Source organism: Baekduia sp. (assembly GCF_035996765.1).
Taxonomy (GTDB): Bacteria; Actinomycetota; Thermoleophilia; order Solirubrobacterales; family Solirubrobacteraceae; genus Baekduia.
Window position 1 is genome coordinate 66,819 of record NZ_DASYJG010000074.1, and the last position, 24,879, is coordinate 91,697.

The window sequence follows — 24,879 nt, forward strand, 5'->3', positions numbered from 1 at the left end:
ATGGCATCTTCGCCAATACTCAGGATGGCAGAACGAGCTACGTCGCCGGCAGTGAAGGTTCGCTGGGGCGGAACGCCGTGGCGTCCGGGCCGCAGCGTTGTCCGCGACCCGGAACGCGTTTCGGTTAGGCCGCCGCGCGAGCGGCTTCGTACTTGCCGAACAGGCGATCCAGGGCCTGGGCCGCGAGGCGGTCTGTCGTGATGTCGGCGAGGAGGCCGGGGTCGATGGGTTCGTTGACGTCGAGGCCGTCGAGGCGGTCGTTGTTGCAGAGCGCTAGGTCGTAGCGGCGGTGGCGCAACTGGTCGACGAGGTCGTCGGTCAATGGGACCTCGAAGGTCGTCGCGTTGGCGTCGACCTTGTCGGGGTCCCAGCCGACGGCGGTGATGAGCGCGGTCGCGGCACAGAATCGCATCGCCAACACGTATTGAGCCTCGGGCCCGTAGAGGAGGAAGTCCTCGAAGAGCTCGTGGCCGAGGTCCATCATCTTCTTGGTCTCGAGCCGAAGGACGTCGGCGGTCTCGCGATCGACGGCGATCGCGCGGGCGTGGGTACGCTGCGGGGTACTCATGGGAGTTGTGACTCCTTGGGTCATGCCCCCGGGCCGCTACAACGGTCGCGGGGGTCTTGATTTGGTTGTAGGCAGAGCCTATTCGGGTGGGCGGATGGAACGAGTTGGGCGGCGTAGTGCGACCGGCGCGAGGTGGTCGGACTAAGCGCTAACCGCACACCCCAAATGTCTGAGATGCGACGCTCTGTTCGCGGATTTCTATCTTGCGCGAATAGGGAGACCGTGTGGTTCAGGATCTAGTGATCTCGGCTAGTCGTCTGTCCTGGCGCGCGGCAGTTGCCAGTCCTCGGTCGGTGGTCAAGAGTCGTGCGTCGATGTTTTGGGCGACGGCGAGGTAGGCCGCGTCGTAGGCGGTGAGGGTGTCGCGCATCGACCAGATGCTGCGAGTCAGTGGCTCGACGGGGTGCCGGATGACGCGCAACTCGGCGAGGAGTTGGAGTGCTCGTTCGGCGCGATCGGCGGCGATGTCGTCTCGGAGCAGCATGCCGCGGAGTGCGGAGATCGCCTCGACGTGGAAGTGCTCGGGAACATCGATCTCGGGGAAAGGCGCTACGGCCGCGGCGATGGCACCGGCGTTGGGCGCGCCGGCCAGCAGATCGACGATCGCGCTGGCGTCGGCGACCAGGCGCGTCACCGGCGCCGCTCGTCGGCGAGGACCTCTGTTGCCGGCGTGGGCGGGTGCGCCGGCGCCGGCAGGATTTCGACGGCGGCCAGCCACTCACCCATCGTTGGGCGGTTGGCCGCGACGCGCAACTCGTCGAGCACGTAGTCCGAGAGCGATCGTCCCTGGCCCGCGGCGCGTGCCTTGAGCTGGCGGTGGAGATCCTCGGGGACGTTGCGAACCTGGATCGTCGACATGCATCTCATCCTAGCTACATGCAGATCGCATGTCGATGGCCGCGCGGAACGTCCGGGCGGCGTCGCATCTGCCTCCAACCGTTTGCATCTGGTCGAATAGCCGCGAGGGTGCCGCTGCTGTTAAGATGGACGAGCGACCTGGGGCCATAGCTCAGCTGGGAGAGCGCCTGCATGGCATGCAGGAGGTCGGGGGTTCGAGCCCCCCTGGCTCCATCTATACGAGACCCCCGTGATAGCGGGGGTTTCGTCGTTGAGGCGGCGGTTTAGAGGCGCCCTAGCGGCGACCCGGCACGAACTCCGGCACCTCGAAGTCGTCGTCGCCGCGCTTGCGGCCAGCGGCCGGGGCGGGCCGGGACGCGAAGCCGGGGGAGACCGGCTCAGAACCGGACCCGCGAGAAGCGCTGGGCACTGCGTCGATCCCACCCGCCGGCGCCGCCTGATCCAAATCAGCCGTCAGCCGTGCATGCGCGAGCTTGACGTCGTTCAGCAACCGCTCCGCGTTGCGGTGCAGCGAGTCGCTCAGCTCCTGCAGATGCCCCGACAGCGTCGTCCCGTCATGCAGCACATCCCGCGCCGCCGCGTGCGCCTCGGCGATGATCTCCCGTGCCGCGCGCTTGGCGTCCTGCTTGGCCTCCTCGGCGTACGCATCGGCGGCAGCTCGCACCCGCAACGCCTCCTCAGACGCCTCCGCCAGCGCCGCCGACTTGCGCGCCTCCGCCTCCGTCCGCGCCTGCGCCGCGCGCTCATGGATCAGCCGGACGCCCTCGCGCGCCTCGGCCTCCACGGCCGCCGCCTCGCGTCGGGCGCCGTCAACGATCTCCCGCGCCTCGGCCTCCGCCGCCTCAACCCGCAGATCCGCAGCCCGCGCAGCCTCGGCGATCCGCTCGCGGACCTTCTCCTCGGTCTTGATCCGCAGGTCCTCGGCCGCGCGCTCGGCGGACTCGACGATCGCGGCGACCTTCGACGACGCCACGGAGATCTCGCTCAGCGGTCGCGCGGTGCCCAGCGACGCGAGCAGCTCGTCGAGCTCGGTCTGCTCGGGATCTGCGGGCTGATCCTCCATTCGCGTCATGGTAGGTCGGTTACTCGCGCGCGTACGCAAGATGCCAGTCAGGCCGGGGCGTCGGCGACCTCGACTCGCAGACTCGGATCGGCGACGTCCTCGGGCCAGACGTCATGGCCCTCCAGGTCGCGGAGGTTGCGCAGCGCCTCGTCCAGCGTGTGGCCCAACTCCTCCAGACCGACCTCGCGCGCGTCGCGACCCGGCTCCCGCCAGACCAGCGAATGCACGAACTCGTGATCGTGCTCCTCGCCGATCGCGATCCGGACCTCGAACCACAACGGCTGCCAGCCGCGCTCGGCGAGGCGCGCCGAGCCCGGATTGCGCTCCAGGCCCTCGGTGACTTCCACGGTGGTCGGGTCGCGCAGCAGCGCGTCGACGGTGACGGTCTCGCCCACAGCCGAGGATCGTACGAGCTTGCCCGCAGATCGGCGGCCGGGACGGTCGCTGTAGCCTGCGGCCCGTGGCCGAGCATCGTTACGACCCGCTGGAGATCGAGCCCCGCTGGCAGCGGGTCTGGGCCGACGAACGCACGTGGGAGGTCTCCAATGAGGAGGCGCTCGACGCGGGCGAGAAGTCCTACGTGTTGGAGATGCTCCCGTACCCCAGCGGAGAGCCGCACATCGGCCACCTCAAGGTGTACTCGGTGGGCGATGCGGTCGCGCACTTCCACCGCCGCACCGGTCGCCGCGTCCTGCATCCGATGGGCTACGACGCCTTCGGCCTGCCGGCCGAGAACCACGCGATCCGTACCGGCCAGCACCCGCGCGTGTCGACCGAGGAGGCGATCAAGTCCTTCCAGAAGCAGTTCCGCGAGTGGGGGATCTCGATCGACTGGTCGCGCGAGCTCGCGACCCACGAGCCCTCCTACTACCGCTGGACGCAGTGGATCTTCTTGCAGCTCTTTGAGCGCGGGCTGGCCTACCGCAAGGACGCCGCGGTCAAGTGGTGTCCCAACGACGCGACCGTCCTGGCCAACGAGCAGGTCGTCGATGGGCGCTGCGAGCGCTGCGGCCACGAGGTCGAGGTCCGCCAGCTCGAGCAGTGGTTCTTCCGGATCACCGACTACGCCGATCAGCTTGTTGATGATCTTGAGAACATCGCTTGGCCCGAGCACGTCAAGACCATGCAGCGCAACTGGATCGGGCGCTCCGAAGGCGCCGAGGTCACGTTCCGCTGTGACGAGCTAGACATCGACTACCCCGTCTTCACGACGCGGCCGGACACGCTCTTTGGTGCGACGTTCTTCGTGATGGCGCCCGAGCATCCGGACATCGAGCGGCTGATCGCCGGAACGGGGCGCGAGGACGAGGTGCGCGCCTACGTCAACCACGCGGCGAGCGAGTCGGTCGAGGAGCGCGGTGACGCCGACAAGGTCAAGACGGGCGTCTTCTTGGGGCGACATGTCGTCAATCCCGTCAACGGCGAGCTGCTGCCGATGTACGTCGCCGACTACGTGTTGATGGAGTACGGCACGGGCGCGATCATGGCCGTGCCGGGCCACGACGATCGAGACTTCGCGTTCGCGCAGGCCTATGACTTGCCGGTCAAGCGCGTAGTCGCCGACCCCGAGGGTGGCGACGAGCTGCCGTTCACCGGCGACGGCCCGCTGGTCAACTCGCATCCGGACTTCGATGGCCTGTACAAGGCGGAGGCGCTGGAGCAGATCGTCGCCTGGCTGGATCGTGAAGGCAAGGGCAATAAGTCGGTCAACTACCGGCTGCGTGACTGGCTGCTGTCGCGCCAGCGCTACTGGGGCTGCCCGATCCCGATCATCCACTGTGACACGTGCGGGATGGTCCCGGTCCCCGATGAGGACCTGCCGGTCGTCCTGCCTGACATCACCGACTACAAGCCCAAGGGCAAGTCGCCGCTGGCCGCGGCTGAGGACTGGGTGAACGTTCCGTGCCCGTCGTGCGACGGCGCGGCGCGGCGCGAGACCGACACGATGGACACGTTCGTCGACTCCTCGTGGTACTTCCTGCGCTACACCGACTCGGACAACGCGGACGCGGCGTGGGACTCGAAGGTGTTGGACCACTGGATGCCGGTGGACCAGTACATCGGCGGCGTCGAGCACGCGATCCTGCACTTGTTGTACGCCAGGTTCTTCATCAAGGCCTTGCGCGACATGGGGCACTTGCAGGCCGACGAGCCGTTCGCTCGCCTGTTCACGCAGGGGATGATCACCAAGGACGGGGCGAAGATGTCCAAGTCCCGCGGGAACGTGGTCTCGCCGGCGTCGATCGTCGACCGCTTTGGGTCCGACACCGCCAGGGCCTACATCTTGTTCATCGGCCCGCCGGATCAGGATGCCGACTGGTCCGAGAGCGGCGTCGAGGGCATGTACCGGTTCTTGGGGCGGTTGTGGCGGACGTCGGCGGTTGCGGCCGACGAGCTGCCGGATAACCCGCTGCCAGACGAGTTGAACGCCGACGCGCTGCGGATCGTCCGCAAGGCGCATTGGGCGATCGACAAGGTCACCAACGACATGGACCAGCGCTTCTCGTTCAACACGGCGATCGCCGCGGTGCGCGAGCTGTTCAACGAGGTGACGACGGAGAAGCGGGGTGCTGCGGATCCTGGGTCGGTGCGGTTTGCGCTGGCCACGGCGTCGTCGCTGCTGTTCCCGTTCGCGCCCCACGTGACGGCCGATGCCTACATGTTGCTCACGGGCCGGCGCGTGTGGGAGGAGCCGTGGCCGGCGGCGGACTCGGCCTACCTGGAAGCCGACACCTTCGAGCTGGTCGTGCAGGTCAACGGCAAGGTTCGCGACCGGGTCGAGGCGCCGACGGGCGCGTCGAAGGACGCGCTGCTGGAGCTGGCACGGGCGCTGCCGAACGTGGTCGCGCACGTGGACGGCAAGGACGTCGTCAAGGAGATCGTGGTACCGGGCAAGCTGGTCAACGTGGTGGTGCGCGGCTAACGCCGCGCAGCTGCTCCACGAAGTCGTCACAGCACGCGCGTCCCGCTTGTCAGGGTCCGGCTTAGGTTGGCCGGATGCCCGACCTCAGCCGCTCCGAGTTCGCCGCCTACGCGGCGTGCGCCGTGTTGGTGGTGTTGCTGGGGTGGCGAGTGCTGCGGTCGGACGGGTCGGCGTCGACGGCACCAGTAGGGGATCGTGGCGGGGCTGCGACGACGACCGCGGCCACTTCTTCAGACGCGCCGTCTGTGTCCGTTGCGCCCGCGCGCGATGGCAGCGCGGTCGTGCACGTGGTGGGCGCGGTGCGGCGGCCGGGGGTCTATCGGCTGCGGGTTGGGCAGCGGGTGGAGGACGCGATCCGGCGCGCGGGCGGGGCGAACGGCGCCACGGATCTGCAGGCCATCAACTTGGCCGCGAAGATCGCCGACGGGCAGCAGGTGGTGGTGCCGCGGCGCGGGGCGGCGGGAGTGGGGGGAGCCGTTGCGGGCGGCGGTGGGCCTGCTGGGACGACGGCAGCGGGCGGTGCTGCCGGCGCCGCGCCGTCAGCGCCCATCAACCTCAACTCCGCCACCGCCGAGCAGTTGGACACCCTCGACGGCGTCGGTCCCACGACAGCACAGAAGATCCTCGACTACCGCACCCAGCACGGCGGCTTCTCCTCGATCGACGATCTGGCACAGATCCCGGGGATCGGCCCGAAGAAGCTGGAGTCGCTGAAGGCCCAGGTGACGGTGTGAGCGCCACCCGCCGGTCGCCAGGGGTTCCGGTGGCGGTCGTGGCGAACCGCGTGCGTCGGCGCGTAGCGTTCTGGCGGCGCGTGCTGGCCGACCAGGGCACGCGCCATCCCCGGCAGCTGTTCCTCGTTGTTGTCGTTGTTGGCCTGCTGCACGGGACCCGGGCGCCGGCATCAGTGGTCGCCGCCGCCGCGCTGGCCGTCGCGTTCGGGTCGCTCACGCTGCCGGTCGTCCGACGGCCCGCGGCAGCGCTGGCGTTGGCCGCCGCGCTGCTTGGCGCTGCATGGGTGGCTGAGGCGCGGACGGCGTCGTTGGAGCGCACGCGGCTGGCGGCGAGCTTTGGGCAGTCGGTGACGGGAGAGGCGACCGTGCTGTCACCGCTGCGCGCCGACGCCTTCGGCGGCCGGCGCACGCTGGTGCGCTGGCACGGCGAGCCGGTGCTAATGCGGGTGCCGAGCTGGATGGCGCCGGCTGACGAGCGGCCGGCATTGGGCGGGCAAGCATTGGGAGGGAAGGCCTCCGGAGCGCGAGCGTCGAGCGAGCATCCGTCGGGAGGAACGCCCCCGGACGGCGAGGTCGACGTGGACGCGCTCCGTGTCGGCGACATCGTCTCGGTGCGAGGACGCATCCGACCACCCGACCTCGCCGGTCAGGCGCTGCACGCCCACGCGACGCTGCGCGCGACCGAGCTGCAGGCGACTGGTCGCCGGCGCGGGGGCGCGCTCGGCGTTGTGGATGGTGTTCGGCGCCGCGCCGAACGTGTTCTTGATGGACATCTTCCGCCAGGCGAGGCGGCGCTGCTGCGTGGGATGGTCCTCGGCGACGACGCCGCGCTGCCAGATGATCTGCGCGACGCCTTCAAGGCGGCAAGCCTCACGCACCTCACGGCCGCCTCCGGTCAGAACATCGCGCTGCTCGCTGCGCTCGCGCTCGGGCTCTGCATCGTCGCAGGGGTCGGGATCCGCGCTCGTTGGACCCTGGTTCTGGCGTTGATCGTGTTCTACGTCCCGTTGGCCGGCGGCGGGCCGTCGATCCAGCGCGCCGGCGTGATGGGCGTCGCGGCGATCGCCGCCGCCCTCGCCGGGCGGCCCGCGTCGCGCTGGTACGCACTGCTGCTCGCCGCGGCAGCGACGCTTGGCCTGGATCCTCGCGCCGCGACGGACGCCGGCTGGCAGCTGAGTTTTGCCGCGGTCGTGGGGATCGCGACCATCGCAGCGCCCGCCCGCGACCGGTTGCAGCGTCGTGGCCTCGCGGCGCCGGTCGCCGAGGCCGTCTCGGTGACCCTCGCGGCGACGCTCGCGACTGCGCCGCTGATCGCCATCCACTTCGATCGCGTCTCGCTCGTCGCGCTGCCGGCCAACGTCCTTGCGACGCTTGCGGTCGCCCCGATCATGTGGCTCGGCCTCGCTGCGGCAGCGCTCGGCCAACTCGTGCCATCGCTCGCCTCCCCGCTCGTCGCCCTCACCGGCCCACTGCTGGGTTACCTCGTCGGTCTCGCGCGGCTCGCGGCTGGACTACCCGGCGCGCAAGTAGCACTGCCGCTGTCAGCACTCGTCGTGCTCTGCGCGCTTGCTGCCGTCCTCATGACGGCACCAGTTACGGAGATGGTGGCCGGCCCCACACACCGGCTCTCCCCACGCGACTGGCTTGGTCCGCGCCGAACACCAGCCTCGTCCAACGGGCTCAGCCCACAGGAGTGGTTCGCTGCCCGTGGGAGACCATCCGCGACCGGCGGTCCTCGGTCCGGTCGTCGCCGTGCGCTGCTCGCTGCCGCGATCTTCATTGCCGTTGCGGCAGCGCTCGGCCCGGCGCTGATCCCGCCACGCACGCTCGCGCCGCCACCTGCCGGCACCCTGCGCGTGACCGCACTCGGCATCGGCCAAGGCGATGCGACGCTCCTGCAGGCCGGCGGCCACGCGGTACTGGTCGACGCCGGGCCCGCCGGCGACGGCATCGCCCGCAAGCTCAAGGCCGCAGGCGTCCGCCGGCTCGACGCGCTCGTCGTCACGCATCCACAGGCCGACCACGACGGCGGCGCACCGGCGGTCCTCATGGCGCTCCCCGTGGCCATGCTCCTCGACGGCCGCGGCGGCGACCGCTCGCCGACCTCCAGCGCCATCGACGGACCCGCGCGCCGAGAACGCACGCGCGTCACCCCGGCACAAGCGGGCCAGCTCGTCCGCGCCGGCCCGCTCACCCTGCGGATCCTCTGGCCACCCGCCGGACCCGCAACCCCCGGCGTCGACCCCAACGACCGCGCGGTCGTCGCCGTCGCCGAGGCCTTCGGGGCGACCGCACTGCTGACCGCCGACGCCGAATCCCCGGTCCTCGCGCCGCTCGACATCCCGCCCGTCGACGTCCTCAAGGTCAGCCATCACGGCAGCGCCGACCCCGGCCTCCCGGCGCTGCTCGAGCGCCTACGCCCACGTGTCGCGCTGATCGAGGTCGGCGCTCACAACCCCTATGGCCATCCGACACCGTCGACGCTTCAAGCGCTCAGCGCGGCCGTGCCGGTCGTCAAGCGCACCGACCGCGACGGCGCGGTCCGCGTCGACCTCACCGCTGGTCAGGCGACGGTGACCAACGGATGACCGGGGCCGGCCAGGCGACGCGCCCGCCGGCCCAGCGGCGCGACCGCACCCATGCCTACACTGGCCGCGATGGCGACCTGGAAGCCCGCGTACCTGATCCACGGCGACGACCACGGGCGCATCGCCGAGCGGCGGGCCGGTCTACGTGCGCGGGCCGAGGGGGAGAGCGGTGCCGGCGGCTTGGAGGTCATCGAGGGCGACGCGTCCACCCCCGAGGCGGTCGGCCTCGCGCTCAGCGCCATGACCTTCGCGATGGGACGGCGGTTCGTCGTCGTCGACGGCGCCGAGCGCTGGAAGCCGGCCGAGGTCGACACCCACATCATCCCGGCGCTGGCCAACCTCGCGCCCGACACCACCGTCGCGTTCTTCGCCCGCGAGGACGGCCGCGCCAAGGTGCCGCCCGCGCTCGCCAAGGCGGTGACCAAGGCCGGCGGCGATGTCGTCGAGCAGGCCACCGTCAAGCTGCGCGAGTTGCCGAAGTGGGTGACGGCCGAGGCCAAGCGGCTCGGGATCGAGTTGGAGCCGGCCGCGGCGCAGATGCTCGTCGCCCAGGTCGGCGAGCGTCAGCAGCGCCTGCTGCGAGAGCTGGAGAAGCTCGCGCTCGAACACGGCCCGGGCGCGCGGCTCACGGCCGAGGACGTCACCGACGCCGCGGCCGACTCCGCCGAGATCCAGGTCTGGGGCCTCGTGGACTCACTCGTCGCACGCGATCGCCGCGCCGTCTTCCACGCGTTTCTGGAGTTACGCGAGCAGGGCGAGGCCGTCGGACGCCTGATCCCGCTGATGGCACGGCGCCTGCGCGAGGTGCTCGCGATCGCCGACCGGCTCGAAGCGGGGGAGTCCCCGGCGCAGGTGAAGTCCTCCACCAAAGGCAGCCCCTGGGCGCTGGACCGCCGCATCAAAGAGGCCCGCGCCACCGACTCCGAAGCCCTCCGGCGCGCGATCGAGACCCTCGCCGACCTCGAGCTCCAGACCCGCGGGATGAGCGACCTCGACGACGACACCAACTCGATCCGCGCACTCGGGCGGATGGCGGCCGCGCGTTAACGCAGAAACGGCCCCCGAAGATCGGGGGCCGTCAAAGGCACAACCAGCGGCGTGCGAGCGCCGCTTACTGAAGGCTAGGCAGCAGGAGCGCCGGTGCGCACGCGAGCCGCACGGGCCTTCTTGCGCGCGCCCGTGTTGCGATGCAACGCGCCGCGCTTGACGGCCTTGTCGATCGTCTGCACGAGGTCGCGATGCTCGGCGTCGGCCTTCGCGTCGTCCCCCTCGGCGACCGTGGCCTCGAGGCGACGGAAGTAGGTCTTGATGGTGGACGTGTAGCGGCGATTCTCCAGGCGCTCACGCTCTGCCCGGAGGATGCGCTTCTTCTGCGAGTGAATGTTCGCCATGAGCGACGGACAATTCTAGCGGGCCAGCGCGCGCGGCGCGGCGCGGGCCGACGTGCCCGGTCCGCGCCGTAGCATCCGCGCCCAGTGACGAGCGAGGCACCACCCGCGGGCGACCGCTCCGAGGCGTCCCCGCGCCCACCGCGACGCTCCTTCGCGCGCAACACCGCGATCTTCTCGATCCTCACCGGCCTCAGCCGCGTGGCCGGCCTCATGCGCGAGGTGCTCGCCTCGGCCTTCTTCGGCCTGACCCCGGCATTCAGCGCGTTCACGTTCGCCTTCGCGCTCCCGAACGTCGTCCGCTCGCTCTTTGCCGACTCGGCCCTTAGCGCAGCGTTCGTCCCGATCTTCACCGAGCTCCAGGAGGAGGGCAAGAAGCGCGAGGCGTTCCGCCTGGCCTCGACGCTCCTGATGGTGATCCTGATCGTGCTGAGCGTCATCACGATCCTGTTCATCCTCACCGCAGGATGGCTCGTGCCGGCGATCGCGCCGGGGAAGTTCTCCGCACACGCCGACCAGCTTGCGGTCGGCTTCAGCCGCGTCCTCTTCCCGATCGTGCTGATCCTCGGGCTCAACGGCCTGGTCGTCGGGATCCTCCAGGCCTACGACCACTTCACGATCCCGGCGCTCTCGGCGCTGGTCTGGAACATCGTGATCATGGTGTTCATGGTCGGCGCCCGGCCGCTGTTCCATGGCGACGAGCAGTTGTACGCCTACGCCATCGGGATCCTGGTCGGCACCGCGGTGCAGTTCGCGATGGCGCTCCCGGTCCTCAAGACCGTCGGCTTCCACTTCGAGTGGTCCTTCGACTGGCGCGACCCGCGGGTCAAGCGCGTCTTCGTGCTGATGCTGCCGGTCACGCTCGGCCTCGGCCTCATCAACTTCAACGCCTTGGCCAACTACTACCTCGCGGGCTTCGTCTCCGAGGAGGGCCCGCGCGCGATCGAGGCCGCGTTCCGCGTGTACATGCTCCCGCAGGGGATGTTCAGCGTCGCGATCGCGACCGTCCTGTTCCCGCAGCTCAGCCGGCTGGCGGCCCGCCGTGACCTCACGGGCCTGCGCGCGACGATCGGCAACGGCCTGCGCCTGATCTTCCTGATGTTGCTCCCGGCCGCGGCGGCGACGGCCGTCCTCGCCACGCCGATGATCCGCCTCGTCTACCAGCGCGGCGAGTTCACCGCGGCTGACACGACCCTCGTCGCCACCGCGCTGTTCTGGTTCTCCTTCAGCCTGCCCTTCAGCGGCGTCAACCTGCTGCTCACGCGCTCGTTCTTCAGCCTGCAGAAGCCGTGGGCGGTCACCTATCTGTCGGTGGCCAACCTGGTGGTCAACATCGGCGTCTCGATCGCGCTGCTGCCGCTCGGCATCGGCGGCGTCGTCGCGGGCACCGCCATCGCCGACCTCGCGCTCGCCGCCGCGCAGTACTTCTACCTCAAGCGCGAGCTCGACAATCAACTTGAGTTGCGCGACACGATGGAAGCGGTGATGGGGATGCTGATCGCGGCCGTGTGGTTCGGCATCGGCGCGTGGGTCGGCTGGGCCGGGTTGGACTGGATCTTCGGCCGCAGCCTGATCGGCCAGGTGATCTCGGTCGGTGGCGGGCTGACCATCGGCACCGCGATCTACGCCTACGTGGTGCTCGCGATGCGGCTGCCCGAGGCCGAGCAGCTGCGCCGCCTCGTTGCCGGCCGTCTCGGCCGCGCGTAGCGACAACGCCCGGTCTGGGCGGGCCGCGGCTTCGCCCCCTGGGCGAACGCCGCCACGAACGCGAGCCCCTGGGCGAGCAGTTCGTCATATCCTGGGCGGCCGCTTGTCTGACCAGAGCCTCATCCGCAACTTCTCGATCATCGCCCACATCGACCACGGGAAGTCGACCCTGGCCGATCGCATCCTGGAGATGACCCAGACGGTGGCCTCGCGCGACATGCGCGAGCAGCTGCTGGACTCGATGGACCTGGAGCGCGAGCGGGGGATCACGATCAAGTCGCAGGCCGTTCGCGTCTACTACAAGGCCAAGGACGGCAAGACCTACCAGCTGCACCTCATCGACACGCCCGGCCACGTCGACTTCACCTACGAGGTGTCGCGGTCGCTGAACGCGTGCGAGGGGGCGCTGCTCGTCGTCGACGCCTCCCAGGGCGTCGAGGCCCAGACGGTCGCCAACACCTATCTCGCCGTCGAGGCCGGGCTTGAGCTGATCCCGTGCCTGAACAAGATCGACCTGCCGGGCGCCGAGCCCGAGCGCGTCGCAGGCGAGGTTGCCGAGCTGATCGGCGAGGACCCCGAGTCGATCCTGGTCATCTCCGGCAAGACCGGCGCTGGCGTGACCGAGGTGCTCGAGCAGCTCGTCGAGCGCGTGCCCGCGCCGGGCGGCGACCGCGGCGCTCCGGCGCGCGCGTTGATCTTCGACTCGCAGTTCGACCAGTACCGCGGCGTCGTGGCCTACATCCGCGTGGTCGACGGTGTCTTTCGCCGAGGCGAGGCGATCCGCGCGATCGCCACCTCCACAGAGGCCGACATCGACGACATCGGCTTCTTCACCCCGGCGATGACGCCGGTCGACGAGTTAGCGGCCGGCGAGGTCGGCTATCTGATTACCGGCATTAAGGACGTCACCAAGCTGCGGGTGGGCGACACGCTGACGACCAAGCGCAACGGCGCGACCGAGGCGCTGCCCGGCTATCGCGAGGTCAAGCCGATGGTCTTCTGCGGGCTCTTCCCGATCGAGAACGATGACTACGCGGACTTCCGCGATGCCTTGGAGAAACTGTCGCTCAACGACGCCGCGCTGGCGTGGGAGCCCGAGACCTCCGACGCGCTCGGCTTCGGCTTCCGCTGCGGATTCTTGGGGTTGTTGCACATGGACATCGTGCGTGAGCGGCTGGAGCGCGAGTACGACCTCGAGCTGATGGCGACGATGCCGTCGGTGAGCTTTGAGGTGACGCTGACCAACGGCGACATCGTCGAGGTCCACAACCCCTCCGACATGCCCGATCCCGCGCGAATCCAGGAGATTCGCGAGCCCTACATCAAGGCCTCCATCCTGCTCCCCAAGGAGTACGTGGGCGTGACGATGGAGCTCTGCCAGGAACGCCGCGGCGAGCATGCCGGCATGCACTACCTCTCGGCCGACCGCGTGCAGCTGCACTACGACCTGCCGTTGTCAGAGATCGTCCTGGACTTCTTCGACCAGCTGAAGTCGCGCACGCGCGGCTACGCGTCGCTGGACTACGAGCTGCTGGGGCTCCGGCCGTCGAACCTGGCGAAGCTCGACGTGCTGCTCGCCGGCGACCCGGTCGACGCGCTGTCCATGGTGGTGCACAAGGACAAGGCCTATGAGATCGGCCGCAACCTCACCGAGAAGCTGCGCAAGAAGATCCCGCGCCAGCAGTTCGACGTGCCGATCCAGGCCGCGATCGGCTCGGCGATCGTCGCGCGCGAGACGGTGAAGGCCTACCGCAAGGACGTGACGGCCAAGTGCTACGGCGGCGACATCAGCCGCAAGCGCAAGCTGCTGGAGCGCCAGAAGGAAGGCAAGAAGCGCATGAAGCAGGTCGGGCGCATCGAGGTGCCGCAGGAGGCGTTCCTCGCGGTGCTGGAATTGGGCGACGACCGCCCCAACAAGTAGCGCGGCGGTCTAGCGGGCGGCGCGGCGCCGAGCCCAAGCGTCGAGCGCGATCAACTGGTCGCCGAGCGCGCGGCCGTCGTCGGTCAGCCCGTAGGCGCCGGCCTCGTCGACGGCCACGAGGCGCTCATCGCGCAGCTCGCGCAGACGCTGGCTCAACACGCTGGTCGACACCTCGTCGCACGCCTCGCGCAGGCGGCGGAAGGGGAGCGGACCGTCGCGCAGCTCCCACAGCACGCGCAGCATCCAGCGGCGGCCGAGCAGCTCGAGAAGGTCGTTGATGGGGTGCTTGGAGGGCATTGGCCTTGTGCTTCGGAAATCGAACCGCTACCGTGGCGGCAAGACGTACGCTTTGGAAATCGAACCACGGAGAGCATCGCATGTCTGCCCGTGTCGCGCCACTGGAGCCCCCGTTCACCGAGGAGGTGTCGACCGCGTTGAGGCGCCTGATGGGCGGCCGCGACGAGGTCGAGCCGCTGGCGCTCTTCCGCACGCTCGCGCACCACGATGCGCTGCTGGAGCGCTTCCGCCAGGTCGGTTCGGCGCTGCTCTCCTTCGGCCGGATCGATCCGGCCGACCGCGAGACGGTGATCCACCGCACGACCGCGCGCTGCGGAGCGGCCTACGAGTGGGGCGTGCACGCGGCGCTCTTCGCGCCGGCCATCGGCGCCGGCGACGACTGGTTGCGTGCGACGTGGCACGGCACGGCGGACGATCCGGCGTTCACGCCGCGCCAGGCCTTGTTGGTGGCGATGTGCGACGAGCTGCACGACACCGCCGCGCTGAGCGATCCGACGTGGACGGCGCTGCGCGCGGCCTACGCCGACGACCAGCTCGTCGAGCTCGTCTGCCTCGCCGGCTTCTACCACCTCGTGTCGTTCGCCTGTGGGGCGTTCGCGGTGGAGGCCGAGCCATGGGCGACCGCGGTGCCGGCCGCCGTGGGCTAGTTTCGGCACCATGGATCTGGGATTGGACGAGCGCGTCTGCGTCGTGACGGGCGCGAGCCGCGGCATCGGCATGGCCGTCAGCAGCCGGCTGGTCGCCGAGGGCGCACGGGTGTTGATGGTCGCGCGCGACGAGGAGCGGCTGAGCGCGGCGGCTGAGGATCTCGGAGCGGAGTGGCTGGCCGCCGATGTGACCGACCCCGACTGCGCGGCGCGGATCGTCGCCACGGCGAGCGAGCAGTTCGGGCGGTTGGACGTGTTGGTCAACAACGCCGGAACGTCGCGCAACGTGGCGCTGGACGAGTTGACCGACGACGACTGGCGCGACCAGCACGAGCTGCACGTCATGGCGCCGATGCGGTTGATGCGGCTCGCCGCACCGCTGATGGCCGAGCGCGGATGGGGCAGGATCGTCAACGTCGCGTCGTCGTCGGGCAAGCGGCCGTCGGCCTCCAACGCGGCCTACTCGGTGGCCAAGGCCGGGCAGCTGTCGGTCTCGCGTGCGTTCGCCGATGCGTATGCGTCGCGTGGCGTCCTGGTCAACGCGGTGGCGCCCGGGCCAACCAGGTCGCCGCTGTGGACGGGCGAGGGCGGGCTGGCTGATCAGACGGCCGCTGCTCGCGGGATCACGCGCGAGGAGGCGTTGGAGGCGGCCGCGGCCAAGATCCCGCGCGGGCGCTTCGGCACGCCGCAGGAGATCGCCGACGTGGTGGTGTTCCTGTGCTCGGAGCGGGCAGGCAACGTGGCGGGTGCGGCGTGGTCGGCGGATGGAGGGACGATCGCCACCATCGTGTAGGTCTTCCGTGGAGGCCTATTCTGGCGATGGTCCGGCGCGGTCAACATCATCATCTAGGTCGCCGGTCGCTGCACGAGGATCTCGACCGGCCCACCCGCGCCGAGCCGTTCGCCCTCACTGGCGGCATGCGCGGCGAGGCGGTCGGTCTCCGCACCGTAGGCCGAAGCCGCTGCGAGCTTGGCCGCGAGATGGGGCTCGGAGGCCGGGACCGCGACGACCTCTCCGGCGCCCAGCGGTGCACCGGCCGTGCGGCGCAGCGCGTACGGGAGGTCGAGCCAACGCAGCCGCGGCAGCTCCAGCTCGTCGAGCGCGAGTTCGACGACAAGATGGTCGACGTGACCGGTGAGGCCCAGCGGCGCGAGGATCAGGTCGGGCTTCAGGCGTCCCAGCGCGAGCGCCAGCACCGATGCGGCGACCTTCGGCGCGTCGTCATCGGGTGTGAGGCCGTCGTGGGCGCGGTCGTCGGCGTAACCGCGGCCGGACGCCGGATCGAGCGCGAGGTGCACGACGCCGGAGAGGCCGAGGGCCCGGGCGGCCTGTGCATCCTCGCTCCCGCCGTCGTTCGAGAAGACGCTGACGACGATGACCGGATGGCCGTCGGCGGCATGGCGGTGCAGCGTGGCGCCGGCCGACTGGACGGCGTCCGAGAGCGTGGGGGTGACGGCGACGATGGTGGTGGGCACGAAGGCGTTGATGGTGGCAGGACGGGAGGTGGCTGGCGTCCAGCGCGGAGCGTCGGTCGCTCTGCGTGGCGTGGCCTGTCGGCGGCGAAGGAGTGAAGGTGAGTGGCGGCTCGGCCGGGGGTTGCTCGTCCGCGCGGCGCACGGTCCGGAGGAACGTGCCGTTGCGGCCATCCGCCAGCGCTCTCGGGAGGGTGGGCCTGTTCGCGGCCGGTATGCGTCGGCGTACGGGCCCACGTCGGTCGATCACGGCATGTCGCCAGCAGGTGGGCCTCTTTGCGGCCGGTAGACGGCGGCAGACAGGCCCACCCCGTCGCACCTGGACTGCGATATACGCGGACCAGGTGCGATCGAGCGTCCGTTGCTCGCAGCCGGACGCCGGCGGACGCCAGATCCCGCTTCGAGCCGCCACGAACCTTCACTCCTCGCCGCCGACGAACCACGCCACGTGGTCCGACCGCGCTGCGCGCTGGGCACCGCGGTCGTTCGTACGCCGGTGCTCGCGGAGAGCGCTTCCCTACGAACGACCCGTCATCCCGCCACGCCAGCCAGCCGCCGCACGCCCTCGGCCAGCTCGTTGGCCGGCGCGCCCGCGAACGTCAGCCGCAGATGCGGCGCCGGCGGCTCGGCGGCGAACCACGGACGGCCGGGCGAGACCAGGACGCCGGCTGCCGCGGCCCGTGCGGTCAGCGCCACGTCGTCGGTCCCGTCCGGCAGCCGGACCCAGACGTGCAACCCGCCGGCCGGCACGTTCGCCAGCTCCCATGAGGGCAGGTGCTCGCCCAACGCCGCGACGAGCGCGTCGCGGCGCACGCGCAACTCCACCCGCAACCCCCGCAGATGTCGTCGCCACGCAGGGGCGCTGACCAGCTCCAGCGTCGCGTGCTGCAACGGACCCGACACGAAGAAGTCGTCGATGATCCGCGCGTCCTTCAGCCGCGCGCCCGCCGCGCCCCGCGCGCTGACCGCGGCGACGCGGAGCCCCGGCGCCGCAGACTTCGTCAGCGACCGCACGTACACGACGTGGCCGTCGGGATCATCGGCGGCCAGCGGCGCCGGTGCCTCACCGTCGATGCGCAGATCCCGCGCCCAGTCGTCCTCGATCAGGAACGCCCCCGCAGCGGCGACGACCTCCAGCACGGCCTCCCGGCGATCCTCGGACAGCGTCGCGCCGGTCGGATTGGCGTGCAGCGGCTGGCAATAGAAGACGCGCGCGCCGGTCAGCGCGAAGGCGCCGGCCAGCAACTCGGGGCGGACCCCGTGCTCGTCGGTCGGAACGGGCACCGGGCGCAGGCCCGCGGCGCGCAGGGCGGCGATTGCGCCGAGGTAGGTGGGGGACTCGACGAGCACCGGCTCGCCCGGTGCCGACAGCGCACGGAAGGTCGTCGACAGCGCGGCTTGGCCGCCGCTGCAGATGACCACGTCGTGGCCGCGCAGGTGGCCGCCGGCCTCGCGCGCGAACCACGCGCGCAGCGGCTCGAGCCCCTCGACCGCGAGCCGGCCCCACGTCTCCGGCCGTCGCGCCGCGCGCCCCAACGCGGAGCCCAATGCTGCGAGCGGCTGCAGCTCGGGCGCCAGATAGCCGCCGGTCAGGGCGATCGCGCCCGGCGGACCGACGGCAAGCAGCTGGTCCAGCGACGCGGCAGGCAGCGGCGGGCGATCAGCCAGCGCGATCTCCTGCCAGTCAAGGTCGGGTGCGCGAGGGAGGCCGGCATCGACAGCCGGCTCGCTGCGCTCGGCCACGAACGTGCCGCGCCCCGGCCGCGGCACGACGAGCCCCTCGCCGGCCAACTGCGCGAGCGCGCGCTGGACGGTGACGGGCGACGCGCGGTGGCGCGCCATCAGCTCGCGAACAGATGGCAGGCGGCTGCCCGGGGGGAGGGCACGGGCAGCCGTCCGCACATCCTCGATAACACGGCTCTGTGTGTTACCGTCAATCATGAGTAACAAGAGTAACGTTACTGCAGCGTGCACGATAACGCAAGGTCGCGTGCAGCGCGCGGCATCCGCCGGTCCGCTGGCACGCGCTCACCGATCGCTCGCCCACCGCCGGTCGGCGCTTCCACCCGGCCTCCTGCTCGGGGCCCTCGGCGTCCTCGCCTTCTCGTTCTCGCTGCCCGCCACGCGCCTGGCCGTCGCCGACCTCGACCCGTGGCTCGTCGCCTTCGGCCGCGCGGTCGTCGCCGGCCTGCTCAGCGCGCTCGTCCTCACGATCACCCGTGCGCCCCGGCCCACGCCAAAGCAGTGGCGCTCGCTCGCCCTCGTGGCCACGGGCGTCGTCGTCGGCTTCCCGCTCTTCACGTCGCTCGCCCTGCACCACCTGCCCGCCTCCCACGGCGCCGTCGTCGTCGGGATGCTCCCCGCCGCCACCGCGGTGGCCGCCGTCCTGCTCGCCGGCGAGCGCCCGACGCGCGCCTTCTGGCTGGCCAGCGCGGCCGGCCTCGCGGCCGTCCTGGCCTTCGCCCTCACCCGCGGCGGGGGCGACCTCGGCGCGCCCGACCTCGAGCTGCTGGCCGCCGTCCTGCTCTGCGCGCTCGGCTACGCCGAGGGCGGTCGCCTCAGCCGTGAGCTCGGCGGCGCGCGCACGATCTGCTGGGCGCTCGTGCTCAGCCTGCCGGCGACGCTCACGGTCACGACCATCGCGCTCCTCCACGACGGCGCGCACGCGGGCACCACGGCATGGCTCGGGTTCGCCTACGTGTCGGTCATCTCGATGTTCTTGGGGTTCTTCGCCTGGTACGCCGGGCTCGCCCGCGGGGGCGTCGCCAAGATCGGCCAGGTCCAGCTCGCCCAGCCGGTGCTGAGCCTGATCTGGGCCGCGCTGATCCTCGGCGAGTCCGTCGGTCCCGCCACCGTCCTCGCGGCGCTCGTGGTCCTCGCCTGCGTGGTGGCGACGCAGCGCACGCGGGTAGGATCACGTCGCGCATGACGCCCACGCCCGTCGGCAAGTCCTATCCGCCCACGCTCTACGCGGTGGGCCGGGAGAAGATCAAGGAGTACGCGCGGGTGACGGGGGAGATCGACCCGCTGCATCTCGACCACGAGGCCGCGCGCGGCGCGGGCTACGCCGACGTCGTCGCGCCGCCGATGTTCGCCGTCGTCTACTGCAGCCCGGCGATGGGCCCGGCCTACTTCGATCCGGAGCTCAACATCAACTTCGCTCGCCTGGTCCACGGCGGCCAGGAGTTCAAGTGGGGGCCCTTGGTCGTCGCCGGCGACGAGATCACCACGGCCGTCACGGTCAAGTCGATCGACGAGCGCGGCGGCAACGGCTTCTTCGTCTTCGAGTCGGTGTCCACCAACCAGGACGGCCACACCGTGAGCGTGGGCACCTGGACCAACGTGGTGCGAGGAGCGGCATGACCACCTTCGAGCCCGGCCAGGAGCTGTCCGAGCTGAAGATCACCCCCGACCGCTACCTGACCGTCCGCTACGCCGGCGCCTCCGGGGACTTCAACCCCATCCACATCGACGAGGAGTTCGCCAAGCAGGTCGGCCTGCCCGGGCGGATCCTCCACGGGCTGTGGACGATGGCCCAGGTCGCCCGCGCCCAGACCGAGGCCGCGGGCGGCCCGCACACGCTGCAACGCCTCAGCGTCGGCTTCCGCGGGATGGGCGTGCTGGAGCAGGAGATCGTCGTCACCTCGAAGGTCCGCTCCATCGAGGACGGCGTCGCGCACATCGACACCGAGGCGACCCAGGCGGGCACGACGATCGTGCGCCGCGGCGACGCCGAAGTCCGCGTCGACTGACGCGGCACGCGCGGAAACTAGACTGTGGCGGGAATTGCTCTCGCCCCGCCAAGAGCTGCTCCTACGCAAGGTCGTCGAGTCCTACACCGAGACCGGCCTGCCCGTGGGCTCCAAGACGCTCGCCGCCGACCCCGAGATCGAGGCCGGTCCGTCGACGATCCGCAACGAGCTGTCGATGTTGGAGGAGAACGGGCTGCTCGCGCACCCGCACACCTCCGCGGGCCGCGTCCCGACCGACGCCGGCCACCGCTGGTACGTCGACCAGTTGAGTGGCGGCACGCTGGTCCCCGCCGGCGAGCGGCCCCTTGGTCTGCAGCTGATCCGCCGCGAGGTCGACGAGGCGATGCGCGTGACCTCCGAGACGCTCTCGCAGGTCACCAACCTGCTGGCGATCGTCTCGGCGCCCCCGATCGACACCGCGGTCATCCGCCACGTCGAGGTCCTGCTGTTGCAGCCGCAGGTTCTGATGGTGGTGGTGATCACCTCGACCGGCGGCGTGACCAAGCGCGTCTTCACCTTCGATCGTCCGGTCGACTCCGGCCTCGCCTCCTGGGCCGGCCAGTTCCTCGACGAGCGCCTCACCGGCGTCGGGCTCGGCGCCCGGATGCTGCATCTGCGCCTGGCCGACACCAGCCTCACGCCCAACGAGCGCACCTTCCTGGAGCAGCTCACCCCGATCTTCACCGAGCTGGTCGAGACCTCCGAGGACACGCTGTATGTCGACGGCACCGCGCGCCTGATCGGCGAGCATCGCGTCCAGGATCTCGCCCAGATCAACGAGTTGATGCACATGCTCGAGCGGCGCGCGACGCTGCTGGGCCTCCTGCGCGCCGCGCTGCAGGAGCCCGACGTGCTGGTGCGCATCGGCTCTGAGAACCAAGCCCCCGCGCTGCAGTCGCTCGCGGTCGTCGGCGCCGGCTACGGCCTGCCGACCCGCAAGCTCGGAACCGTGTCGGTCATCGGCCCGGTCCGCATGGACTACCCGCGCGCCATCCGCTCAGTACGCGAAGCAGCCCATGAGCTCTCGCGCTTCATCGAGGACGTTTACGGATCATGAGCTCTACCGTGCCCAGCGACCCCTATGAGGTGCTCGGCGTCGCCCGAGACGCCGACGAGACGACCATCAAGAAGGCGTTCCGCAAGCTCGCGCGCGAGCTGCATCCCGACGTCAACAGCCACGACCCCGACGCCGAGGAGAAGTTCAAGGCGGCGGCCGAGGCCTACGAGATCCTCAACGACGCCGAGCGTCGCGCGACCTACGACCGTTACGGCCACGAGGGCTTGCGGTCCGGCGGCCAGGCGCCGAACTTCGACGGCTTCGGGTCGATCTCCGACCTCTTCGACGCGTTCTTCGGCGGCTCGTTCGGCGGGGGCTTCGGCGGCGGGACGCGGACCGGCCCGCGTCAGGGCGAGGACATCGCGGTCGCCGTCGAGATCGATCTCGACCAGGCCTACCGGGGCGCGAAGGTGGCGGTCGGCTACGAGGCGATCGACCGCTGCGAGCACTGCAAGGGCAATGGCGCCGAGCCCGGCACGCCGATCGAGACCTGTGACAAGTGCGCCGGGCACGGCGTCCTGCAGGCGGTGACGCGATCGCCCTTCGGACAGGTCGTGCGGCAGGTCGCTTGTGACAAGTGCGGCGGCGACGGCAAGATCGCCACGCAGCCGTGCGAGACCTGTGATGGCCGCGGCCTGGTCGTGGGCCACCGGCGGCTGGAGGTCGACGTGCCGGCGGGCATCGCCGATGGCCAGCGGATCCGGCTGGGCGAGCGCGGCCACGCTGGCGACCACGGTGGGCCTCCGGGTGACTTGTACGTTGTTGTCCAAGTTGCCCTCGGCGACGGCTGGCTGCGTGATGGCGACGACCTCGTGACGGTCGCCGACATCCCGGCGCCGCTGGCCGCGCTGGGCACGACGGTGACGATCGAGCATCCTGATGGTGATGTCGCCATCGAGGTGCCGGGCGGCACCCAGCCGGGCGCGGTGCTGACGGTCAAGGACAAGGGGATGCCGATGCTGCGGCGTCAGGGCCGCTTCGGCGACCTGCGCGTGGTGGCCAACGTCGTGATCCCACGTCGACTCAACGCCCAGCAGCGCGAGCTGCTCGAGGAGCTGTCGGCCTCGATCACGCCCGAGCAGCTGCGCGACGACGGCGAGTCGATGGTCGGCAAGCTGCGCAGGCTCTTTCACCGGTGATCCGCTTAGCAGTACGGGTGCGGCGGGAGGACGCCGACGTCGTCCTCGCCGAGTTGCTGGAGCTCGCACCGGGCGGGGTGGAGGAGACCGACCTGGCCGGTGGTGTCATCGAGTACGCGGTCTACGGCGCGCCGGGCGAGCTACCGGATCTTCCGGATGTGCAGGCGGCCGCCGGCGGCGCGCTGGTCGAAGTCGTCACGACCGAGGTTGCCGACGACTGGGCCGACCGCTGGCGCCAGTTCCACCGGCCGATCGAGATCGGCGGCCGGCTGTACGTGCGTCCGCCGTGGGAGCCGGCACATGACGACCTGATGGACTTGGTCATCGATCCCGGGCAGGCGTTCGGGACCGGCGCGCACCACACGACGCGGCTTTGCCTCGAGCTGCTGGCCGACGAGGACGTCCCGGACGCCGCCGGCGTCATGGACCTCGGTTGCGGCTCCGGGGTCCTGGCAATTGCCGCCGCCAAGCTCGGCTGGGGCCCGGTCGCGGGCGTCGACCACGAGCTCGAGTCCGTCCGCGCGACCGCCGAGAACGCCGAGGCCAACGGCGTCACGGTCACCGTCGAGCGCTTCGACCTCATCCGCGGCGGCCCGATACCAACCGCACCCCTCGTCCTCGCCAACCTCCTCCGTCCTTTGCTCCTCTGCGTCGCCCGCGCAGGCTTCACCGCAGGCGACGCCCCGCACACCCTGATCGCCTCCGGCCTCCTGACCCACGAAGCCGACGAGATCGCCGCGGCCTTCGCACGCCACGGCCTCCACGAGACCGACCGCCGCACCAGCGCCGAATGGGCCGCCCTCGTCCTCCGTCGTCCCTAGATCCGGTCGAGGTCGCTTTCACCCCAGCTATTGGGGCTCATTCGACCTGGATGTCGCGAGGAGTTCGCGAAGCCGCCGAGCGGTCTGGCTCCGGCGACGCGTCACCTGGTTGTAGGTCAAGCGCACGACGCGATATCCGGCGAGTGCGAGGAGTTGATCGCGCTCGCGATCGGCCTCGAAGGCCGAAGGCATCGAGTGATAGGCATATCCGTCCGTCTCGACGACGAGGTCGGTCTCGGCCCAGTGGAAATCCACGATGAACCCCGCGAGCGCCACGTTTGTCACGGGCGTCGGCAGGTCGTAGTCGTCGCAGAGTTGGAGCAGTGCGACTTCGAGTGGGCTTCGCGTCTCTGCAGCTCCCGCGCCGGTGATCACTTCGAGCACTCGTCGAAGTCGTGGCGCCCCGTGCTGGCGCGGATGGGCGCCGAGGACGCGGCTCACGGCCACGAGGTCGAAGAGGCCCAACCGGTCTGCCTGTGCGATGGCGTCCTCGAGTGCTCTAGGACGCAGGATCGATGCGATGTCGAGGAGTGTGCGGGCCGGGGTGGTGACTGGGAGGGCGTGATGCAGTGTGGTCTCGTCGGCGGTCAGCGTCCCGACGCGGTGGAGCCTGACGCGGCGCGGATCCGAGACACGACCCGAACGCTGGGGCGTCGTGACGTGGACAAGGGACCCGCGGGTGGCTGTCAGACCCCAATGCGCCGACGCGTCATGGTGGCTGAGCACCGCCCGCTCGCCGCACCCGAGCACAGCGGCCATCCAACGGCCCTCCCTCGTGAGGCTGCAATGCCCGACGGCGAACACCCCCGACGAGATTCGGATCAGCCGCCCGGCTGCGATCCGGTAGTCGATGTTCTTGTCGGAGAGCCCGATCTCCCGCAGCTGCCGACGAATCACCACACCATGTTGTTCGGTGGCCACCACGCTCATTCGGCGATCCAGATCGCGTTTACCCCTCATGTCGGGGTATAGGCGACCGCGACCCGAAACTCGCCCCCCGTCTGACGCGACATCGTGCGGTTGGTCTCGTGGCCGCCATGGGGCTAGCCTCGAAGCCATGGCCTGGCATGTCGTCATCGCTGGTGGTGGGTTCGGGGGCTTTTACGCCGCCCGCGCCCTCGAACGCGCCCTCCCGCCACAAGCGGCGCGGATCACGCTCGTCAACGACGTCAACTTCATGCTCTACACGCCGCTGCTGCCCGGCGCGGCGGCCGGCACCCTCGAGCCGCGGCATGTCGTGGTGCCCCTGCGCGAGGAGCTCAAGCGCACGCACTTGCGGCTCGGCACCGTCATTGGCGGCGCACCCACCGACAAGGCGATCCAGGTCCGCACGCTGAAGGGCACGGTCGAGACCCTCAACTACGATCACCTCGTCGTCGCGATGGGCAGCGTCAGCCGCACGCTGCCGATTCCCGGCCTCGCCGAGCACGGCATCGGCTTCAAGTCGCTGCCCGAGGCGATCGAACTGCGCAACCACGTCCTGCGCACCCTGGAGGTCGCCGAGACGCTCGAGGATCCGCAAGAGCGCAAGAAGTGGTTGACCTACGTCTTCGTCGGCGCCGGCTACGCGGGGCTGGAGGGGCTCGCCGAGCTCCAGGACTTCGCCGCCGACGTCATCGACCTTTACCCGCGCTGCCGCACGCAGGGGATGCGCTGGATCCTGGTCGAGGCACGCGACCGCGTGATGCCCGAGATCCCGGCCCCGCTCGCCGACTTCGCCATGCGCGAGCTGCGCGGCCGCGGCATTGCGATCCGCACCAGCACGACGCTTGACGAGGTCACCGCCGACACCGCCGTCCTCTCCGGCGGCGAGACCATCCCCACCCGCACGCTCGTCTGGACCGCCGGCGTCAAGCCGCATCCCGTGATCGCGCGTCTCGGCCTGCCGCTCGACGAGCAGGGGCGCATCCGGGTCGACGCCACGCTGCGCGTCGACGGCCACG

At 70.6% G+C, this 24,879-nt stretch carries 25 protein-coding genes and 1 tRNA gene; 16 read left to right on the plus strand and 10 right to left on the minus strand.

Features of this window, described 5'->3' with window-relative positions; translation table 11 throughout:
- Nucleotides 1-124: 124 nt before the first annotated feature.
- From VGO10_RS16420 to VGO10_RS16430, 3 genes are all read right to left on the minus strand, one after another.
- A complete protein-coding gene (locus VGO10_RS16420) occupies nt 125-568 on the minus strand; it encodes a hypothetical protein (protein ID WP_327470300.1) in 444 nt (147 codons plus the stop codon).
- Nucleotides 569-797: 229 nt separating this feature from the next.
- Nucleotides 798-1,202 carry a type II toxin-antitoxin system VapC family toxin gene (locus VGO10_RS16425; protein ID WP_327470302.1) on the minus strand — a complete coding sequence of 135 codons (405 nt, stop codon included), beginning with the start codon at nt 1,200-1,202 and terminating at the stop codon, nt 798-800.
- On the minus strand, nt 1,199-1,426 hold the full coding sequence (locus tag VGO10_RS16430) for a FitA-like ribbon-helix-helix domain-containing protein (RefSeq protein ID WP_327470304.1): 228 nt from the start codon (nt 1,424-1,426) through the stop codon (nt 1,199-1,201). Before VGO10_RS16430 ends, VGO10_RS16425 begins: the two co-directional genes overlap by 4 nt.
- Nucleotides 1,427-1,566: 140 nt before the next feature.
- Here VGO10_RS16430 and VGO10_RS16435 point away from each other — a divergent pair.
- Nucleotides 1,567-1,639 (plus strand) — tRNA-Ala (locus VGO10_RS16435).
- A gap of 61 nt (nt 1,640-1,700) precedes the next feature.
- Here the strand turns inward: VGO10_RS16435 and VGO10_RS16440 are convergent.
- Together VGO10_RS16440 and VGO10_RS16445 are read right to left on the minus strand one after the other, a co-directional pair.
- On the minus strand, nt 1,701-2,489 hold the full coding sequence (locus VGO10_RS16440; protein WP_327470306.1) for a hypothetical protein: 789 nt from the start codon (nt 2,487-2,489) through the stop codon (nt 1,701-1,703).
- Nucleotides 2,490-2,536: 47 nt separating this feature from the next.
- On the minus strand, nt 2,537-2,884 hold the full coding sequence (locus tag VGO10_RS16445; RefSeq protein WP_327470307.1) for a hypothetical protein: 348 nt from the start codon (nt 2,882-2,884) through the stop codon (nt 2,537-2,539).
- A gap of 65 nt (nt 2,885-2,949) precedes the next feature.
- Here VGO10_RS16445 and leuS point away from each other — a divergent pair, with 65 nt between their 5' ends.
- The 4 genes from leuS (at nt 2,950) to holA (ending at nt 9,781) form a co-directional block, all read left to right on the plus strand.
- A complete protein-coding gene (gene leuS, locus VGO10_RS16450) occupies nt 2,950-5,412 on the plus strand; it encodes a leucine--tRNA ligase (protein ID WP_327470308.1) in 2,463 nt (820 codons plus the stop codon).
- A gap of 74 nt (nt 5,413-5,486) precedes the next feature.
- The gene (locus tag VGO10_RS16455; protein ID WP_327470309.1) at nt 5,487-6,146 is read left to right on the plus strand and encodes a ComEA family DNA-binding protein; all 660 of its coding nucleotides are present in this window, start codon (nt 5,487-5,489) and stop codon (nt 6,144-6,146) included.
- Nucleotides 6,147-6,226: 80 nt separating this feature from the next.
- Nucleotides 6,227-8,734, plus strand: a complete 2,508-nt coding sequence (locus VGO10_RS16460; RefSeq protein ID WP_327470310.1) for a ComEC/Rec2 family competence protein — start codon at nt 6,227-6,229, stop codon at nt 8,732-8,734.
- A 69-nt stretch (nt 8,735-8,803) separates the two neighbouring features.
- Entirely contained in the window at nt 8,804-9,781 is a 978-nt protein-coding gene (holA, locus tag VGO10_RS16465; RefSeq protein WP_327470312.1) for a DNA polymerase III subunit delta, read from the plus strand.
- 74 nt (nt 9,782-9,855) lie between these two features.
- Here holA and rpsT read toward each other — a convergent pair whose 3' ends face one another.
- Complete coding sequence (rpsT, locus tag VGO10_RS16470; RefSeq protein WP_327470314.1) at nt 9,856-10,125, minus strand: 30S ribosomal protein S20; 270 nt, start codon at nt 10,123-10,125, stop codon at nt 9,856-9,858.
- An 84-nt stretch (nt 10,126-10,209) separates the two neighbouring features.
- On the opposite strand from rpsT, the gene murJ reads away from it, so the two are divergent.
- Nucleotides 10,210-11,829, plus strand: coding sequence for a murein biosynthesis integral membrane protein MurJ (gene murJ, locus VGO10_RS16475; RefSeq protein ID WP_327470316.1), 1,620 nt, complete (start codon nt 10,210-10,212; stop codon nt 11,827-11,829).
- A 103-nt stretch (nt 11,830-11,932) separates the two neighbouring features.
- Nucleotides 11,933-13,750: a translation elongation factor 4 gene (lepA, locus tag VGO10_RS16480; RefSeq protein WP_327470318.1), complete on the plus strand. Its 1,818-nt coding sequence runs from the start codon at nt 11,933-11,935 to the stop codon at nt 13,748-13,750.
- Nucleotides 13,751-13,759: 9 nt separating this feature from the next.
- On the opposite strand, the gene VGO10_RS16485 is transcribed toward lepA, so the two are convergent.
- Nucleotides 13,760-14,047, minus strand: coding sequence for a winged helix-turn-helix transcriptional regulator (locus tag VGO10_RS16485; protein WP_327470320.1), 288 nt, complete (start codon nt 14,045-14,047; stop codon nt 13,760-13,762).
- Between the two features lie 80 nt (nt 14,048-14,127).
- Between VGO10_RS16485 and VGO10_RS16490 the strand changes: the two genes are divergently transcribed.
- Together VGO10_RS16490 and VGO10_RS16495 are read left to right on the plus strand one after the other, a co-directional pair.
- Nucleotides 14,128-14,694: a hypothetical protein gene (locus tag VGO10_RS16490; RefSeq protein WP_327470322.1), complete on the plus strand. Its 567-nt coding sequence runs from the start codon at nt 14,128-14,130 to the stop codon at nt 14,692-14,694.
- 10 nt (nt 14,695-14,704) lie between these two features.
- Nucleotides 14,705-15,487, plus strand: a complete 783-nt coding sequence (locus VGO10_RS16495; RefSeq protein ID WP_327470324.1) for an SDR family NAD(P)-dependent oxidoreductase — start codon at nt 14,705-14,707, stop codon at nt 15,485-15,487.
- Nucleotides 15,488-15,540: 53 nt separating this feature from the next.
- Here VGO10_RS16495 and VGO10_RS16500 read toward each other — a convergent pair whose 3' ends face one another.
- Together VGO10_RS16500 and VGO10_RS16505 are read right to left on the minus strand one after the other, a co-directional pair.
- Complete coding sequence (locus tag VGO10_RS16500; protein ID WP_327470326.1) at nt 15,541-16,170, minus strand: PIG-L deacetylase family protein; 630 nt, start codon at nt 16,168-16,170, stop codon at nt 15,541-15,543.
- Between the two features lie 528 nt (nt 16,171-16,698).
- Entirely contained in the window at nt 16,699-18,108 is a 1,410-nt protein-coding gene (locus VGO10_RS16505; protein ID WP_327470328.1) for a PLP-dependent aminotransferase family protein, read from the minus strand.
- A gap of 49 nt (nt 18,109-18,157) precedes the next feature.
- Between VGO10_RS16505 and VGO10_RS16510 the strand changes: the two genes are divergently transcribed.
- Genes VGO10_RS16510 through VGO10_RS16535 form a run of 6 tightly spaced genes read left to right on the plus strand, consistent with a single transcriptional unit; the run spans nt 18,158 to nt 22,936 of the window.
- On the plus strand, nt 18,158-19,096 hold the full coding sequence (locus VGO10_RS16510) for a DMT family transporter (protein WP_327470330.1): 939 nt from the start codon (nt 18,158-18,160) through the stop codon (nt 19,094-19,096).
- Nucleotides 19,093-19,530, plus strand: a complete 438-nt coding sequence (locus VGO10_RS16515) for an FAS1-like dehydratase domain-containing protein (RefSeq protein ID WP_327470331.1) — start codon at nt 19,093-19,095, stop codon at nt 19,528-19,530. Before VGO10_RS16510 ends, VGO10_RS16515 begins: the two co-directional genes overlap by 4 nt.
- Nucleotides 19,527-19,919, plus strand: coding sequence for a MaoC/PaaZ C-terminal domain-containing protein (locus tag VGO10_RS16520; protein WP_327470333.1), 393 nt, complete (start codon nt 19,527-19,529; stop codon nt 19,917-19,919). The genes VGO10_RS16515 and VGO10_RS16520 overlap by 4 nt, the downstream gene beginning before the upstream one ends.
- A gap of 34 nt (nt 19,920-19,953) precedes the next feature.
- On the plus strand, nt 19,954-20,976 hold the full coding sequence (hrcA, locus tag VGO10_RS16525; protein ID WP_327470336.1) for a heat-inducible transcriptional repressor HrcA: 1,023 nt from the start codon (nt 19,954-19,956) through the stop codon (nt 20,974-20,976).
- On the plus strand, nt 20,973-22,115 hold the full coding sequence (locus VGO10_RS16530; protein ID WP_327470338.1) for a J domain-containing protein: 1,143 nt from the start codon (nt 20,973-20,975) through the stop codon (nt 22,113-22,115). The genes hrcA and VGO10_RS16530 overlap by 4 nt, the downstream gene beginning before the upstream one ends.
- Nucleotides 22,112-22,936 (plus strand): 50S ribosomal protein L11 methyltransferase, encoded by an 825-nt coding sequence (locus VGO10_RS16535; protein WP_327470340.1) that lies wholly within the window; start codon nt 22,112-22,114, stop codon nt 22,934-22,936. The genes VGO10_RS16530 and VGO10_RS16535 overlap by 4 nt, the downstream gene beginning before the upstream one ends.
- A gap of 27 nt (nt 22,937-22,963) precedes the next feature.
- Here VGO10_RS16535 and VGO10_RS16540 read toward each other — a convergent pair whose 3' ends face one another.
- Complete coding sequence (locus tag VGO10_RS16540) at nt 22,964-23,866, minus strand: DUF559 domain-containing protein (RefSeq protein WP_327470342.1); 903 nt, start codon at nt 23,864-23,866, stop codon at nt 22,964-22,966.
- A 127-nt stretch (nt 23,867-23,993) separates the two neighbouring features.
- On the opposite strand from VGO10_RS16540, the gene VGO10_RS16545 reads away from it, so the two are divergent.
- Nucleotides 23,994-24,879 (plus strand): NAD(P)/FAD-dependent oxidoreductase (locus VGO10_RS16545; protein WP_327470344.1); only part of this gene is annotated, 886 nt, incomplete at its 3' end.

Excerpts from the sequence above, each read along its gene's own strand:
- VGO10_RS16420 (WP_327470300.1), bottom strand. The coding sequence starts at position 568 with ATGAGTACCCCGCAGCGTACCCACGCCCGCGCGATCGCCGTCGATCGC.
- VGO10_RS16430 (WP_327470304.1), bottom strand. The coding sequence starts at position 1,426 with ATGTCGACGATCCAGGTTCGCAACGTCCCCGAGGATCTCCACCGCCAG.
- VGO10_RS16440 (WP_327470306.1), bottom strand. The coding sequence starts at position 2,489 with ATGGAGGATCAGCCCGCAGATCCCGAGCAGACCGAGCTCGACGAGCTG.
- VGO10_RS16455 (WP_327470309.1), top strand. The coding sequence starts at position 5,487 with ATGCCCGACCTCAGCCGCTCCGAGTTCGCCGCCTACGCGGCGTGCGCC.
- holA (WP_327470312.1), top strand. The coding sequence starts at position 8,804 with ATGGCGACCTGGAAGCCCGCGTACCTGATCCACGGCGACGACCACGGG.
- rpsT (WP_327470314.1), bottom strand. The coding sequence starts at position 10,125 with ATGGCGAACATTCACTCGCAGAAGAAGCGCATCCTCCGGGCAGAGCGT.
- VGO10_RS16485 (WP_327470320.1), bottom strand. The coding sequence starts at position 14,047 with ATGCCCTCCAAGCACCCCATCAACGACCTTCTCGAGCTGCTCGGCCGC.
- VGO10_RS16490 (WP_327470322.1), top strand. The coding sequence starts at position 14,128 with ATGTCTGCCCGTGTCGCGCCACTGGAGCCCCCGTTCACCGAGGAGGTG.
- VGO10_RS16495 (WP_327470324.1), top strand. The coding sequence starts at position 14,705 with ATGGATCTGGGATTGGACGAGCGCGTCTGCGTCGTGACGGGCGCGAGC.
- VGO10_RS16505 (WP_327470328.1), bottom strand. The coding sequence starts at position 18,108 with ATGATTGACGGTAACACACAGAGCCGTGTTATCGAGGATGTGCGGACG.
- VGO10_RS16515 (WP_327470331.1), top strand. The coding sequence starts at position 19,093 with ATGACGCCCACGCCCGTCGGCAAGTCCTATCCGCCCACGCTCTACGCG.
- VGO10_RS16520 (WP_327470333.1), top strand. The coding sequence starts at position 19,527 with ATGACCACCTTCGAGCCCGGCCAGGAGCTGTCCGAGCTGAAGATCACC.
- VGO10_RS16530 (WP_327470338.1), top strand. The coding sequence starts at position 20,973 with ATGAGCTCTACCGTGCCCAGCGACCCCTATGAGGTGCTCGGCGTCGCC.
- VGO10_RS16540 (WP_327470342.1), bottom strand. The coding sequence starts at position 23,866 with ATGAGCGTGGTGGCCACCGAACAACATGGTGTGGTGATTCGTCGGCAG.